Here is a 13,569-nt window from a genome sequence, read left to right on the forward strand (position 1 = left end):
ATCCCGGGGGGCTCCGCAGGAGCGGGGGCAGAGCCCCCTCTTTCCTCGGTCATCTCGCCTTCCATCGACGGGGGCGGCGCCCTTCAGCCGATCGTGCCGCGAATACCGCCGGTCTGCGCCCGGTCCATCAGGAACTGGTCAAGGATCACGCAAGCCATCATCGCCTCGGCCACCGGTACCGCGCGGATGCCGACGCAGGGATCGTGGCGGCCCTTGGTGATCACCTCCACCTCTTCGCCCGCGACATTGACCGAGCGACGCGGCGTCAGGATCGACGAGGTCGGCTTGACCGCGAAGCGCACCGTGATCGGCTGGCCGGTGGTGATCCCGCCCAAGATACCGCCCGCGCGGTTCGACAGATATTCGACGCCCTCGGGGCCCATCACCATCTCGTCGGCATTCTCCACGCCGGTCAGCGCCGCCGCGGCCATGCCCTCGCCGATCTCGACGCCCTTGACCGCGTTGATCGACATCATCGCGGCGGCCAGCTCGGTATCCATCTTGGCGTAGATCGGCGCGCCCAGCCCCGCAGGGCAGCCCTCGGCCACCACCTCGATCGCAGCGCCCACCGAATTCTGGCCCTTGCGGATCGCCGCGAGGTAATCGGCCCATTCGTCCACTGCTTCGGCGTCGGGCAGGAAGAACGGGTTCTGCAGGATCGCGTTGCGGTCGAACTTCGCGCGATCGAGATGTTTCGCGCCCATCTGCACCATGTAGCCGTAGATCTGCAGATCCGGGACCAACTGGCGAAGCGCGGCCTGCGCCACACCGCCAGCCGCCACCCGCGCCGCCGTCTCGCGCGCGCTCGAGCGCCCGCCGCCGCGATAGTCGCGGATACCGTATTTCTGGTGATAGGTGATATCGGCATGGCCGGGGCGGAACTGCCGCGCGATCTCGCCGTAATCCTTCGAGCGCTGATCGGTATTCTCGATCATCAGCTGGATCGTCGTGCCGGTCGTCTTGCCCTCGAACACGCCCGAGAGGATACGCACCGCGTCAGGCTCCTTGCGCTGGGTCGTCTCCTTCGACTGGCCCGGACGGCGACGGTCGAGGAATTGCTGGATGAACGCCTCGTCAATCTCGATGCCGGGCGGGCAGCCATCCACCGTCGCGCCAAGCGCAGGCCCGTGGCTTTCGCCCCAGGTGGTGACGCGGAACTGATGACCGAAAGTGTTGAACGACATGGGACGCGCGCCTCGCAGGTTTCCTTCGGCGCTGGCTTAGCAAGTCGGGGGCTGCGAGGCAACGTGCATGGCAGCGGGGCGACACTCTCTCAAAGCGCGTAGCGCCCCTACTCCACCGCGCGGATCAGCTTGCGCTCGAGCACGCGCAGCACCTGGCGCAGATCATGGCCGCGCCGCAGCACCTGCCCCTGCTGACCGATCACCGCATATTGCCCCTGTTTCGCACGCAGCGCGGGCCGCTTCTCGATCCGGTAGATCGGCACTTCGGCGGCGCGGCGAAAGATCGAAAACACCGCGACATCGCGCAAGAAGCTCATCCCGTAATCGCGCCACTCCCCGGCCGCGACGGCGCGCCCGTAAAGTGACAGGATCACGCCAAGCTCGGAGCGGTCGAAAGCGATCTGCTCCGGTGCGCCGGAAGGGTTCGGATAGGGGGAAGGCGTTTGAACCGTCATTTACAAAGGGTACATCGCGCGCGGCGCAAATCAAGCCCACCCGCGCTAAGGTTGAACGCGCCTTCGCCGCGCCGGATTATGACCTAGAAAAAGCCTGATTTCCTGCGCCTTCCTGCCGGGTTTCATCGACATCCTGTAGTCAGCGGAAAACGCTAAAGCCCGACGGTGCGGTTAACAGCCCCCACCCAGTACGTATCGTCGGGCGCTTTTCCCTCCTGCAGAAGAAGCCCCGCGTCCTGGTCAGACACGGGGCTCTTTCATGTGCAGAGCATCAGCGCCCCCCCTGCCTAGTAGCAGCGCACCGCGTCGATCGTGCCGTTCTCGTCGATCTCGAAATTCACCCGGCCGGGGGCGTAATCCATCGTCACCGCGTCGCCCGGATGAATGATGCGATGCGGCCGCGCGAGATCGAGCGCCGCCAGCACGGTTTCAGGCCGCCCTTGGAGCGCCGCGAGCCCGGGCGGCGGACAGGTTCCCGCGCCGGGCGGGCCCGACCGAGGCGGCGAAACGCGGGGTTGGCAGGCCGCCAACCCGAACGCTGCGACCCCTAACGTGACAATGAGCCCGATCCGCGCCCTGCCGCGCTCCATCAGGCTCACCCGCAATCGATGTTGTAGACGTTCCCGCGCGAGTCGAGACGAAACACGACGCGCTGCGGGTTGTAGACCTGATCCTCGACGCCGCGCCATTCGACGATGCGATAGGGTTTGGTAATCCCGAGCGTCCGGATCTGCGCCGCCGGCTGACCTAGAACCGAGGTATATTTCACCGCCCCGCAAGTGTCGGGCTCACGCTCCTGCAAACCGCCCTTCGTGACGCTCACCGGGGGGGTGACATAGGGCGCGGGCGCATAGGGCTGGGGCGCGGGGTATGCCCCATCGGTGGGTGTCTCGCTCATCGGACCGGCGGGGTCGCAGGCCGCAAGCGCCAGCATCGACCCCATGACGAAAAATCGTTTCAACATGTCGCACCCTTCATTGCATTGGCCGCGCCGATAACGCAGGCTCTCTCCGAATTTATACAAGGAGTATGCGCTTATGAGAACCCGTGCCGCAGTCGCGCTCGAAGCGGGAAAACCGCTCGAAATCATGGAAGTGGAACTGGACGGCCCGAAAGCGGGCGAAGTGCTCGTCGAAATCAAGGCAACCGGTATCTGCCACACGGACGAATTCACCCGCTCTGGCGCCGATCCCGAAGGCATCTTCCCGACCATCCTCGGCCATGAGGGCGCGGGCGTCGTGCTCGAAGTCGGCGAAGGTGTCACCACGCTGAAGCCGGGCGACCACGTGATCCCGCTCTACACGCCGGAATGTCGCGAGTGTCCGTCCTGCCTGTCGGGCAAGACGAACCTCTGCACCGCGATCCGCAACACGCAAGGTCAGGGCCTGATGCCGGACGGCACGACGCGCTTCAAGATGCTCGATGGCACGCCGATCTATCACTACATGGGCTGCTCGACCTTCGCGAACCACACCGTGATGCCCGAGATCGCGCTCGCCAAGGTCCGCGACGATGCGCCGTTCGACAAGATTTGCTATATCGGCTGCGGCGTCACCACCGGCATCGGCGCGGTGATCAACACTGCAGGCGTCGAGATCGGCTCGACCGCCGCCGTCTTCGGCCTCGGCGGGATCGGTCTGAACGTGATCCAGGGCCTGCGCATGGCGGGTGCCGATATGATCATCGGCGTCGATCTGAACGACGCGAAAGAGGACATGGCGCGCAAGTTCGGCATGACCCATTTCGTGAATCCCTCGAAACTCGACCACTCGGTCACGCAGGAAATCATCAACCTGACCAAGACCGAGCGCGACCAGATCGGCGGCGTGGATTACTCCTTCGACGCAACCGGCAACGTGAACGTGATGCGCGACGCGCTCGAGTGCTCGCATCGCGGCTGGGGCGTTTCGGTCATCATCGGCGTCGCACCCGCGGGCGCGGAAATCTCCACCCGCCCGTTCCAGCTCGTCACGGGCCGGACATGGAAAGGCACCGCTTTCGGCGGCGCCAAGGGCCGCACCGATGTGCCGAAATTCGTCGAATGGTACATGAACGACAAGATCGAGATCGACTCGATGATCACCCATACGATGCCGCTCGAAGACATCAACAAGGCCTTCGATCTGATGCATGCCGGCGAGTCGATCCGCTCGGTCGTGATCTACTGACCCAAAGGCCGGGGGCGCTGCCCCCGGCTCCCCGGGTGAATTCGCGCCAGCGAAGAGGGGCAGAGCCCCTACTCTCCTAGATAGTCCCGTAGCGCGGGCGGCGGATCGTCGAGAAGCGGCCCGGTCGCTTGCGGCGCATGGGCGCGGCCCTCGGCCACCAGAACCGTCTGCGGGCAGAGCGCACGCGCATCCTCGGGATCGTGGCTGACCATCAGGACCGTCGTGCCCTGTTCGCGGGCGATCTCGGCCACCAGAGCCAGCATCTCGGATTTCAGCGCCGGACCAAGGGCTGCGAAGGGCTCATCCAGCAGCAGGATCGGGCGACCGCGGAGCAACGTCCGTGCCAGGCCCGCGCGGCTTTGCTGCCCGCCCGACAGTGCGCCGGGTTTGCGCCTCTCCATCCCCTCAAGGCCCACACGCGCCAGCGCGGTCTCGATCCGGGCGCGGTCGGTTGCGTCGATCTTGCCTTTCGGGTTCAGGCCAAGCGCGAGGTTGGTCTCCAGCCGCAGATGCGGGAAGAGGTTCTGATCCTGAAACAGGATCGAGAGCGGACGCTCGCCGGGCGGCGCCTCGGTGATGTCCTCGCCGCACCAGAGCACCCGCCCCCGGGTCGGCCCAAGAAACCCCGCAAGTACCGAGAGCAGCGTCGACTTGCCCGCCCCCGAGGGGCCAATCAGCGCGACCCGCGCGCCGGCCGGGATCGTGAAATCGGCTTCGAGGCGGAAATCGCCCTGTTCGATCAGAAGCTTATCGAGGGTCAGCATAATGCCCCGCGCGGTCGAGCGCCCAGAAGAGCGCGAAAGTGAGGATCAGCAGCAGGCTCGCAGCGCCCGCCGCCTGATCCATGCGATAAGAGCCCATGAGCTGGAAAAGCGCCAGCGGAAGGGTGCGGGTCTGGCCATCCGAGAACAGCGTGATGACGCCCAGATCGCCCATCGAGAAGGCCGCGGCCAGCCCCGCCGAGAACCCCAGCGGCCGGGCAAGGCGCGGAACCGTCAGCAGACGAAGCCGGGCAATGCCGCGCAGCCCGAGCGAGGCGGCGAGCCGGTCGTAATCGGCCTGCAGCGTGCGGATCTCGGGCATCAGGATGCGGGTCGCGAAAGGCACCGAAAGCGCGGCGTTGGTGAGCAGCACCATTGGCAGCGCGAGGCTCGTCGGGTTCACGAAGGGCCGCGCGATCAGGAAGGCGCCGGTGCCCATCACGAGGCTCGACGCTGTCATCGGCAGCATCGCCGCGATCTCCGCCCAGCGCTGCCGGGTCGCCACCAGTGCGAGCGGCAGGGCGATGGCGAGCGTCACAACCGTGGAGAGCAGCGCGATCACCAAAGAGGTCAGCGTCGCGGGCCAGACCATCTCGGGCAGGTTGGCCACCGCCGGAATGCCCCGGGCGAAAACGGTGCCGATGGGAAGCAGAAGGAAGGCGCTTGCGAGCCCGATCGCGAGCGCGTCGAAGAGCGCACGCCCCATCCCGCCGGACAGCTGCGGGATCGGCGCGGCGCGGCGATCATGCCCCGCGCCGAAACTCGACGGCAGGGTGGCGCGCGCCGCGATCAGCAGCGCCACGACCGAGATCGCGACCTGCACCAGCGCAAGGCTCGCCGCGCGGCCCATGTCGAAATCGAAGCGGAAGGCCTGATAGATCGCCAGCTCCACCGTGGTCGCGCGCGGCCCGCCGCCAAGGGTCAGGGCCACCGCGAAGGACGTCAGGCAGACGAGGAAGATCGCAAGGAACGCCCCGGGCAGCACGCTGCGCAGCATCGGACGTTCGAGGTGACGCGTGACCTCCGCAGGGCCGAAGCCGAGGGTCGCGGCAAGGCGAAACCGCTCGGCCGGGATCGCCTCCCAGCCGTGCAGGATCATCCGGGTCGCAAGCGGCAGGTTGAAGAAAACATGGGCCACGATGACGCCCTGCGCGCCGTAGATCGAAATCGGATCCATGCCGAGCGGGGCGAGGGCCGCATTGACCAGCCCGCGCCGCCCGAAGACCGCGATCAGCCCGAAGACCGCGACGATCACCGGCAGGATGAAGGGAGCCCCCAGGAGCGAAATCAGCAGTCCGCGCCCGGCGAAGCGGCGGCGATGCAGCGCACGGGCGACAGGCACCGCCAGCGCGCAGGAGATCAGCGCCGAGGCCGCCGCCTGCCAGAGCGTGAAGCGGATTGCGGCGAGATCGGTTTCGCGCAAGCCGGTCAGCCCGCCTGCCCGGAGCGCCACTGCCGCCAAAGTGCCAAGGACAAGCGCGGCCAAAGCCGCACCCGCCAGCACCGCCCAGATGGGCGTGCCTCTTATCTGGAGAAGGCGCGTTGCCATTCTTCCAGCGCCGGACCGCGCAGTTTCTCGGCCTCGGCCTCACCCAGGTAGAGCGTCTTGTCGGGCATCGGGAGTTTCTGGAACACCTCAGGCAGCTGATCGTGGGGCAGTTTCGCCGGGAAGGACCAGTTCGCCGTCGCGATCATGCCTTGGAAATCGGGGCTCAGCACGTAATCCATGAATTTCTGCGCCAGCTCGGGATGTTTCGAAGTCTTGAGCTGCGCGACCAGTTCGGGGGTGAAGTAATGCCCCTCGGGGAAGATCGCGGCGGCCTTGGAGTCGTCGTCCTCGGCCATGATGTGATAGGCGGGCGAGGTGACATAGCTCAGTACCATATCCGCCTCGCCGTCGGTGAACATGCCGTAGGCCTCCGACCAGCCCGGCGTCACGGTCAGTACCTTGGGCGCGATCTTCGTCCACGCCTCTTCGGCCTTGTCGCCGTAGATGTCCTTCACCCAGAGCAGCAACGACAGACCCGCGACCGAACTGCGCGGATCCTCGATGACGATCTTGTAGGCGTCGTCGGGCGCATCCAGCAGGTCCTGGAAGCTCGTGGGCGGGTTCTTCAGCTTGGTCTTGTCATAGACGAAGGCCAGTTCAGACCAGTCGAAGGGCAGAAAGATCGGATCGTCCCACTTGACCGGCATGGTCAGGTCGGAGGTGTCTTCGTTATGCGGGGCGAACAGGCCGATGGCGCGCGCCTTCGCGGTCACGTCGGTGTTCAGACCGATCGCGACATCGGCGGAGGTCTTGTCTCCTTCGAGCAGGATGCGCGGCAGCACATCGCCCGCCACGAATTTCAGATCGCAATCGCAGGTCGCCTCGAACCCCTTCTCGATCGCGGGACCGGGGCCCCATTCGCTCGTGAAATAATCAGGCGCATAGACGGTGAGCACGGGCTTGTCCTCGGCCGCCGCCATCGTGGCGATCAGGCTCAGGGCTCCCGCAAGCATCAGGTGGGTTTTCATGCCTCACTCCTTGGGCTTGCCGGGCGGAGTGGGGCCGGACTATCCGGCTACCTTCCCTCCGCCGGTCTTAACCGGTTCAGGTTCAACGGGTTCGCGCGGATCGCATCTCAGCCAGCTTTGCGCTGGCACCCCGAGGTAGGGCGCAACCTAAGCGCGCGCGGCCGCGGGCGCAAGGGTAAGTAGGCACCGCGCCCCTGATCCGCGCCCGGATGCTCTGGCGAGTTCCCGCCAGTGACGACCGGCGCCGGATTTCAATGGCTTGCAACTGCGCGCGGGGCGACGCAGGCTCGATCCGGAACGGATTTGGGAGGAACCGATGCGCATCACCCTGACGGCGGCCCTTATGGCCGCGACCGCCCTGCCCGCCTTGGCCGACACGATCGAGGTGCCGGGCAAGATCACGGCCGTGACGCTCTTTCCGCAGGGCGCGCAGGTGGTGCGGCAGGTGGAGGTGAAGGCGCCCGAGGGCAGCCATGACCTGCTGGTTCCGGGGTTTCCCGAAGGCACCGACATCTCGACGCTGCGGGTGTCGGGTGACGGTGTGCAGATCGGCGCGATGAGCCTGATCTCAGGGCGCGCGCCGGCGACCAGCGGAACCGAAAGCGCAGCGGTGAAGGCTGCGCGTGACCGGCTGGCCTCTGCAAAGGAAGCCCTTGCGGAAAAGGAAGACGCGGTGGCCGTGATCCGCGCCAAGGCGCAGGCCGCACGCGACCAGATCACATATCTCAAGAACACCGACTCGCAGGTCACCGCGCCCGAACAGCTGCGCGCGCTGGCGCAGATGGTGGAGGATCAGATTCTCTCGGCCACCGAACGCGCAATCGCCGCCGAAGCGGAAGCGCGCCGCGCGGAAGCCGCGCTCGACCCCGCGAAAGAGGCGGTGAAGCAGGCGCGAGCGGCGCTCGATGCGCTGCTGAACCCGGCGAAAGATCGAGAGATGCTCAGCGCGAAGGTGCAGGGCTCGGGCACGCTGACGATCACCTCTTACGTTAACAATGCCGGGTGGCAGCCCTCCTATGATCTGCGGCTGGACCGCGACAAGGGCGCGGTGGATATGGAGCGCTTCGTCTCGGTCCATCAGGCCACCGGCGAGGACTGGCGTAACGTCGACCTGACGCTCTCGACCGCTCGCCCCGGCGGGCGCGCAGAGCCGGGCGAAGTCTATCCGCGCCTCGCGCACATCGGCGACCCGGATGCGCCGCCCGCACCGGTGCCGATGAAGCGCTCCCTCGCGGCATCGGATGGCGCCGCCGCGCCGATGGCGGAGGCAGCGATCAGCGACCGCGCCGATCTTCAGATGCAGGGCGAAACGGTGACCTACCATTACCCGAGCGCGGTCGATCTGCGCGACGGGGTCGACGATCTCCGCCTGAGCCTCGATTCCAAGACCCTCCCGATGGAGGTCTTCGCCGAAGCCGCCCCGCTGACCGATCCGCAGGCCTATCGCGTGGCCGAGGGCAAGAACGGGACCGGCGAGATCCTGTTGCCCGGCCCCGCGAACCTCTATGCCGATGGCGCGCTGGTCGGCCAGTCGCATCTCCCGATGGTCGCGGCGGGTGACGATCTGACGCTTGGCTTCGGGCCGATCGAGGGCATTCGCGTGGACCGCCGCATGCCCGACACGATGGAGGGCGACAGCGGCTTCATCTCGAAATCCAATGAGCGCCGCGAAGTCGTCGAGATCGAGGTGAAGAACCTGACGGACAAAGGCTGGCCGATGCGGGTGATCGACCGGGTACCCTATTCCGAACAGGAAGACCTGAAAATCACCACCAAGGCGACCCCGCCCGCGAGCGAGACCGATTACGACCATCGCCGCGGCGTGCTCGCATGGCGCTTCGATCTGGGCGCGGACGAGACCAAGACGATCCGCACCGAGACCACGCTGAGTTGGCCCACCGACAAGGTGCTGCGCTAGGTCAGCGTAACGCAAAGGCCTCCGCGCGCGATCAGGCTGCGTTTCGCGGGTTCGCCGCAGCCCGCAGTTTCGCGAGCAACGCTGGCGACAGGCGCAGGAACCCGCGCGCGGGCGGTTCGGCCTTCGCCGCCTCGGGGGGATGTGTCTCTGCACCGCCGGTCTTTTCGGTCGCCTTGGACGCCTTCTCCTCCGGCACGGCTTGCGCCCCCGCCGCCTGCGCCGCGGCATACTCGGCGGCGGCAGCCTGTGCCGTCACCGTTTCCGCCGCGCCCTGCCCAGACCTCGCGCCGACGATCTTGGTGCGCCCGCCATCGTCCCCCGGAAACGGCGCGGCGAAGCGCAGCACCAACTCCGTCAGGCTCGGCCCGATCTCGTCGAGCAGCAACAGGAAGCGGTTCGTCGGCCAGGCATGCAGACCCAGCGCGCCCCCGCCCGCAAGCCGCAGCACGAAGCCCGCATCCCGCAGCCGATGTTGCAGATCGAACCAATCGCGCGCCTGATCCAGCGCCGCTTGCACCGCCGCCATTTCCGGCAGCGGCTCTTTCGTGGTGGGGAGGGCGGAGGCTGGCTCCTCCGCCAGCCCCTCCTGCAGGACGCGTCGGATCAGCTCTGCCGGAGGCAGGCCGAACGCGCGCGCCTCCGCCGCAATGCGATCGATCATATCGAGCGGCAGCCGCAGGGAGACGAGACGATGCTGGGAATGCGGTCGGGATGCAGGTGACATGTCGGGTCAAAGCTCGTTGGCGTGGGCGGGGTACCCGCAGCCTCGCGCATCAAGCTTAACAGCCCGTGAATGCCAATTGGTTTTCCCCAAGGCGGAGCAATCGGCCTCGCGAAGGGGGTCAACGAATTTGCAAAGCCTCAGAGCTTCTCGAACCGATCCGAGCCGGAGACGTATTGCTCGAGCGTACCCTCGCCGATGTCGTGGCGCAGCCCGTGCAGCGTCATCCGATCGGCGTCGAGCGCCTCGCGCACGAAGGGGAAAGTCATCAGGTTCTCGAGGCTGACTTTCACGGCCTCACGTTCGAGCGCCAGCACCTGCTGATCCTCGGGGAGGTCGGTGACGCGCTCGTAGCCCGGACGCAGAAGGTTCAGCCAGGTGCCGACGAAAGAGCTTTTCTCCTCCAGTTCCGGCGCATGACCCGAACACATCGCGTGGCAGCCCGCGATGCCGCCGCAATTGCTGTGGCCCAACACGATCAGATGCGCGACCTTCAGGCTGGTCACGGCATATTCGACCGCCGCCGACGTGCCATGGTGATCGCCATCGGGCGTGAATTCCGGCACGAGGTTCGCGATATTGCGGTGGATGAAGAACTCACCCTGATCGGCACCGAACATCGAGGTGACGTGCACGCGACTGTCGCAGCAGGCGATGATCATCGAGCGCGGACGCTGCCCTTCGGAGGCGAGACGGCGATACCAGGCGCGGTTCTCGTCATACGCAGTCGCGTGCCATCCCTGGTAACGGTTCACAAGGTAGCTCGGCAGCGGCTTCACATGCTCTCTCATCGGTCCCCCGGTGTTTTTGGGTCTGGTGTCTCGCGTCTTATCGCAGCGTCAAATACCGCGATGCAGGCCGGGTTACGAGAGGTTTCTCCGCGTCGCTCAATGAAATCTTGAGACCTGTCGGCCATATTGCCGCCCGGGTGATGGCGAAATCAAAGGGGGGTGTCGTGGTGACACAGGTGTCTCGTTTGCGTTGCAAGGAACGGATGTCGCTGGATACGACGCGGCTATCGGTGCTCTACGTGGAGCTGGGACAGGTCGATGCGGAGCGGGTCATCTGCGCCACGGTCGAGGATCTCGCCGTGCAACTCGCCGCCTTGGAAGAAGCCGCGAAATGGCGCCAACGCGCCAAGATGCGGTGCGCAATCGTCAAGGTGATCGACCTCTCGGAACATGTGGGTCTGGTGTCGATGGTGCGCACCGCGCGCGACCTGTCCGAGTGTATCGCGACCGGCGATGCGGTGGCGCAGGCGGCGGTAATGGCGCGGCTGGGCCGGATCGCGGAACGATCTCTTACCGAGGTCTGGGACATCGGCGACCTGTCCTCCTGAAGTGCGCGCAATCGGGCCTTGCGGGCAGGCGCCGCGGCGCTAGGCTCTGGGGCGAAGAAACCACCAGAGCCAAGGAGCCGCCCCCATGAGCGCAGACGCACCCGCAGATTTTTCCTTTCTCGCCCCGCGCCCGGCAATGCGCTTCGCCGAAGCCGACGCGCCTGCCCGCGCCCTGATCGCCGTCGCGCCCGAGGATATGGAGCAGGCTCTGGCCGATCTGCCGCCCGCGCAGCGCGCCTTCGTCGAGGCAACGGGGTTCAAGGCGAAGGCGGGCCAGGTCGCACTTCTGCCGGGGGCGGACGGCGCGGAGGCGGCGCTGCTGGGCCTCGGGACCGCGGCGGCACGGGCAAGAGAGCGGTTCTCGCTGGCGCGCGCGGCGTCGACCCTTCCCGAAGGCGCGTGGCGGATCGAGGGCGATTTGCCGGAATCTTTGAAGGCAGAGACGGCGCTCGGCTGGCTGCTCGCAGGTTATCGGTTCGACCGCTACGCCGAAGCCGCAGCGCCGAAAGCGCGGCTGGTTTGCCCGGACGGGATGGATGCTGCGCAGATCGAGGCCGTCGCCGAGGGCGAGGCTTTTACGCGTGACCTGATCAACACCCCCGCCTCCGACATGGGACCGGAGGAACTGGAGGGCGCGGCGCGCCTGCTGGCCGACCGCCACGGCGCTGAGGTCAAGGTCGTGAAGGGCGACGACCTTCTGACGCAGAACTTCCCTATGATCCACGCCGTCGGTCGCGCCTCGCCGCGCACGCCGCGGCTGATCGAGTTGAGTTGGGGCAGCGAAGGGCCGGCGTTGACGCTGGTCGGCAAAGGCGTCTGTTTCGACACCGGGGGGCTGAACCTGAAGCCCGGCGCCTCGATGGGGCTGATGAAGAAGGATATGGGCGGCTCGGCCACCGTACTGGGGCTCGCGCATATGATCATGGCGACCGGCGCGAAGATGCGCCTGCGGGTGCTGGTCCCGGCGGTCGAGAACTCGGTCGGCGGCGACAGTTTCCGCCCCGGCGACATCCTGACCAGCCGCAAGGGGCTGACCGTCGAGATCAACAATACCGATGCCGAGGGACGGCTGGTGCTGGCCGATGCGCTGGCCTATGCCGATGAAACCCCACCCGACCTGATGGTCTGCATGGCAACGTTGACGGGGGCTGCGCGGGTCGCACTTGGGCCGGACATTCACCCGTTCTACACCGATGACGAGGGCGTCGCGCAGGCTTTGGCGAAGGCTTCGGGGGCGGTGGCCGATCCGCTCTGGCGGATGCCGTTCTGGGCGCCCTACGAGGCGAAGATCGAACCCGGCATCGCCGATCTGGATAACGCGCCCTCGGGCGGCATGGCGGGCTCGATCACCGCGGCACTCTTCCTGCGCCGCTTCGTGACCGAGACCAAGCGCTTCGCCCATTTCGACATCTACGGCTGGCAGCCCGCGGCCGCCCCCGCCCGGCCGAAAGGCGGCGTCGGTCAGGGCGCGCGGGCGATCTTCGCGGCTCTGCCCGAGGTGCTGAAATGACCGACCGTCGCCGCCTGCCCTTTTCAGGTGCTTTCGCGCTGGAGGCGCTGCGAGGACAGGTCGAGGCCGAGGGTTTCACCCACGGGATGCCCGCGCGGATCATCGTACCCGTGACCGATCTCTGCCCCGAGCCCGGCAGCCTGCGCGACCGACAGCTTCTTTTCGGAGCCGAGGTGACGGTGATCGATCAGCGCGACGGCTTCGCCTTCGTGCAGGCGGCGTGGGACGGCTATTGTGGTTGGATTGCCTCTGACGCCTTCGCCACGCCCGAGCCCGCCACGCATGTCGTCACCGCGCCCGCCACGCATGTCTATCGCGAGGCGGCGATCAAGCGCGGCGAAGTGATGCAGCTCTCGATGGGCGCGCGGCTGTCCGTGACGGGGGAAACCGGCATGTTCGCGGTGACCGCCGAGGGCTTCGTTCCGCTGCAGCATCTGCGCGCGCTCGATCGGCCCGGGGACGATCCCGTCGCAGTGGCCAAGCGACTGCTGGGCACGCCCTATCTCTGGGGCGGCAACAGCCGTGCGGGGATCGACTGTTCGGGGCTGGTGCAGATCGGTTTCGCGCTGTGCGGGCAATCCGTGCCGGGCGACAGCGATCTTCAATGGGCGGAGATGGGCGAGACCGTGCCCGAAGGTGTGCCTCTGCGACGTGGTGACCTGCTGTTCTGGAAAGGCCATGTCGCGCTCGCCTGCGATGGCGAGACGATGATCCATGCCAACGGCAAAACGATGAGCGTAGCCTATGAGAGCATCGAGGCCGCTAAGGCACGTATCGCGGCAGCGGGCGAAGGGCCGTATCTTGGGGTTAAGCGGGTCGCGCGGTAAGGCTTTGTAGCGCGGGGCGACCAGCCCGGGCCGCGCCGCCCCTCCCCCCGGGAGGGCGCATTGGCGATGGCCTCGCGGGCACAAGCGACATTCGGGCTTGCGAGATAAAGCGCCCAGCCACAGACGGAGCAAAGCGCGCGCCCGAGGCTCGGGCGCGTCCCTCATCGCT

Annotated in this window: 14 protein-coding genes and 1 riboswitch; of the genes, 5 read left to right on the forward strand and 9 right to left on the reverse strand. The window is 66.8% G+C overall.

What is annotated here, in order from left to right:
* Positions 1 to 83: 83 nt before the first annotated feature.
* From aroC to B6V72_RS14415, 4 genes are all read right to left on the reverse strand, one after another.
* The gene (gene aroC, locus B6V72_RS14400) at positions 84 to 1,184 is read right to left on the reverse strand and encodes a chorismate synthase (RefSeq protein WP_088727723.1); all 1,101 of its coding nucleotides are present in this window, start codon (positions 1,182 to 1,184) and stop codon (positions 84 to 86) included.
* Between the two features lie 107 nt (positions 1,185 to 1,291).
* A complete protein-coding gene (locus B6V72_RS14405) occupies positions 1,292 to 1,639 on the reverse strand; it encodes a DUF2794 domain-containing protein (protein ID WP_075775706.1) in 348 nt (115 codons plus the stop codon).
* Positions 1,640 to 1,926: 287 nt separating this feature from the next.
* Complete coding sequence (locus B6V72_RS14410; RefSeq protein ID WP_088722541.1) at positions 1,927 to 2,229, reverse strand: I78 family peptidase inhibitor; 303 nt, start codon at positions 2,227 to 2,229, stop codon at positions 1,927 to 1,929.
* A 5-nt stretch (positions 2,230 to 2,234) separates the two neighbouring features.
* Positions 2,235 to 2,603, reverse strand: coding sequence for an I78 family peptidase inhibitor (locus B6V72_RS14415; protein WP_088720148.1), 369 nt, complete (start codon positions 2,601 to 2,603; stop codon positions 2,235 to 2,237).
* 73 nt (positions 2,604 to 2,676) lie between these two features.
* Here B6V72_RS14415 and B6V72_RS14420 point away from each other — a divergent pair, with 73 nt between their 5' ends.
* On the forward strand, positions 2,677 to 3,807 hold the full coding sequence (locus B6V72_RS14420; RefSeq protein WP_088720147.1) for an S-(hydroxymethyl)glutathione dehydrogenase/class III alcohol dehydrogenase: 1,131 nt from the start codon (positions 2,677 to 2,679) through the stop codon (positions 3,805 to 3,807).
* Between the two features lie 68 nt (positions 3,808 to 3,875).
* Here the strand turns inward: B6V72_RS14420 and B6V72_RS14425 are convergent, their stop codons facing one another.
* From B6V72_RS14425 to thiB, 3 genes are read right to left on the reverse strand one after another with little or no spacing between them, the layout of a single operon-like run.
* Positions 3,876 to 4,571, reverse strand: coding sequence for an ATP-binding cassette domain-containing protein (locus tag B6V72_RS14425; RefSeq protein WP_088720146.1), 696 nt, complete (start codon positions 4,569 to 4,571; stop codon positions 3,876 to 3,878).
* Positions 4,555 to 6,117, reverse strand: coding sequence for a thiamine/thiamine pyrophosphate ABC transporter permease ThiP (locus B6V72_RS14430; protein WP_088735861.1), 1,563 nt, complete (start codon positions 6,115 to 6,117; stop codon positions 4,555 to 4,557). Before B6V72_RS14430 ends, B6V72_RS14425 begins: the two co-directional genes overlap by 17 nt.
* Positions 6,093 to 7,085, reverse strand: coding sequence for a thiamine ABC transporter substrate binding subunit (thiB, locus tag B6V72_RS14435; protein ID WP_088735862.1), 993 nt, complete (start codon positions 7,083 to 7,085; stop codon positions 6,093 to 6,095). Before thiB ends, B6V72_RS14430 begins: the two co-directional genes overlap by 25 nt.
* A gap of 36 nt (positions 7,086 to 7,121) precedes the next feature.
* A riboswitch (TPP riboswitch) is annotated at positions 7,122 to 7,228 on the reverse strand.
* 173 nt (positions 7,229 to 7,401) lie between these two features.
* Here thiB and B6V72_RS14440 point away from each other — a divergent pair.
* A complete protein-coding gene (locus B6V72_RS14440; RefSeq protein WP_088735863.1) occupies positions 7,402 to 9,003 on the forward strand; it encodes a DUF4139 domain-containing protein in 1,602 nt (533 codons plus the stop codon).
* 31 nt (positions 9,004 to 9,034) lie between these two features.
* Here the strand turns inward: B6V72_RS14440 and B6V72_RS14445 are convergent, their stop codons facing one another.
* Entirely contained in the window at positions 9,035 to 9,727 is a 693-nt protein-coding gene (locus tag B6V72_RS14445) for a hypothetical protein (protein ID WP_088735864.1), read from the reverse strand.
* Between the two features lie 137 nt (positions 9,728 to 9,864).
* Entirely contained in the window at positions 9,865 to 10,515 is a 651-nt protein-coding gene (locus tag B6V72_RS14450; protein WP_075775714.1) for a carbonic anhydrase, read from the reverse strand.
* Between the two features lie 203 nt (positions 10,516 to 10,718).
* Between B6V72_RS14450 and B6V72_RS14455 the strand changes: the two genes are divergently transcribed.
* From B6V72_RS14455 to B6V72_RS14465, 3 genes are all read left to right on the forward strand, one after another.
* Positions 10,719 to 11,063 carry a hypothetical protein gene (locus tag B6V72_RS14455; protein ID WP_088735865.1) on the forward strand — a complete coding sequence of 115 codons (345 nt, stop codon included), beginning with the start codon at positions 10,719 to 10,721 and terminating at the stop codon, positions 11,061 to 11,063.
* Positions 11,064 to 11,148: 85 nt separating this feature from the next.
* Entirely contained in the window at positions 11,149 to 12,573 is a 1,425-nt protein-coding gene (locus B6V72_RS14460; RefSeq protein WP_240497734.1) for a leucyl aminopeptidase family protein, read from the forward strand.
* On the forward strand, positions 12,570 to 13,400 hold the full coding sequence (locus B6V72_RS14465; protein WP_088735866.1) for an NlpC/P60 family protein: 831 nt from the start codon (positions 12,570 to 12,572) through the stop codon (positions 13,398 to 13,400). The genes B6V72_RS14460 and B6V72_RS14465 overlap by 4 nt, the downstream gene beginning before the upstream one ends.
* Positions 13,401 to 13,569 lie beyond the last annotated feature (169 nt).

The organism is Thioclava sp. F34-6, assembly GCF_002213235.1.
Lineage (GTDB): Bacteria > Pseudomonadota > Alphaproteobacteria > Rhodobacterales > Rhodobacteraceae > Thioclava > Thioclava nitratireducens.

Bases quoted from the DNA above. Each gene is read 5' to 3' on its own strand.
- aroC (WP_088727723.1), bottom strand. From the start codon at position 1,184: ATGTCGTTCAACACTTTCGGTCATCAGTTCCGCGTCACCACCTGGGGC.
- B6V72_RS14405 (WP_075775706.1), bottom strand. From the start codon at position 1,639: ATGACGGTTCAAACGCCTTCCCCCTATCCGAACCCTTCCGGCGCACCG.
- B6V72_RS14410 (WP_088722541.1), bottom strand. From the start codon at position 2,229: ATGGAGCGCGGCAGGGCGCGGATCGGGCTCATTGTCACGTTAGGGGTC.
- B6V72_RS14415 (WP_088720148.1), bottom strand. From the start codon at position 2,603: ATGTTGAAACGATTTTTCGTCATGGGGTCGATGCTGGCGCTTGCGGCC.
- B6V72_RS14420 (WP_088720147.1), top strand. From the start codon at position 2,677: ATGAGAACCCGTGCCGCAGTCGCGCTCGAAGCGGGAAAACCGCTCGAA.
- B6V72_RS14425 (WP_088720146.1), bottom strand. From the start codon at position 4,571: ATGCTGACCCTCGATAAGCTTCTGATCGAACAGGGCGATTTCCGCCTC.
- B6V72_RS14430 (WP_088735861.1), bottom strand. From the start codon at position 6,117: ATGGCAACGCGCCTTCTCCAGATAAGAGGCACGCCCATCTGGGCGGTG.
- thiB (WP_088735862.1), bottom strand. From the start codon at position 7,085: ATGAAAACCCACCTGATGCTTGCGGGAGCCCTGAGCCTGATCGCCACG.
- B6V72_RS14440 (WP_088735863.1), top strand. From the start codon at position 7,402: ATGCGCATCACCCTGACGGCGGCCCTTATGGCCGCGACCGCCCTGCCC.
- B6V72_RS14445 (WP_088735864.1), bottom strand. From the start codon at position 9,727: ATGTCACCTGCATCCCGACCGCATTCCCAGCATCGTCTCGTCTCCCTG.
- B6V72_RS14450 (WP_075775714.1), bottom strand. From the start codon at position 10,515: ATGAGAGAGCATGTGAAGCCGCTGCCGAGCTACCTTGTGAACCGTTAC.
- B6V72_RS14455 (WP_088735865.1), top strand. From the start codon at position 10,719: ATGTCGCTGGATACGACGCGGCTATCGGTGCTCTACGTGGAGCTGGGA.
- B6V72_RS14460 (WP_240497734.1), top strand. From the start codon at position 11,149: ATGAGCGCAGACGCACCCGCAGATTTTTCCTTTCTCGCCCCGCGCCCG.
- B6V72_RS14465 (WP_088735866.1), top strand. From the start codon at position 12,570: ATGACCGACCGTCGCCGCCTGCCCTTTTCAGGTGCTTTCGCGCTGGAG.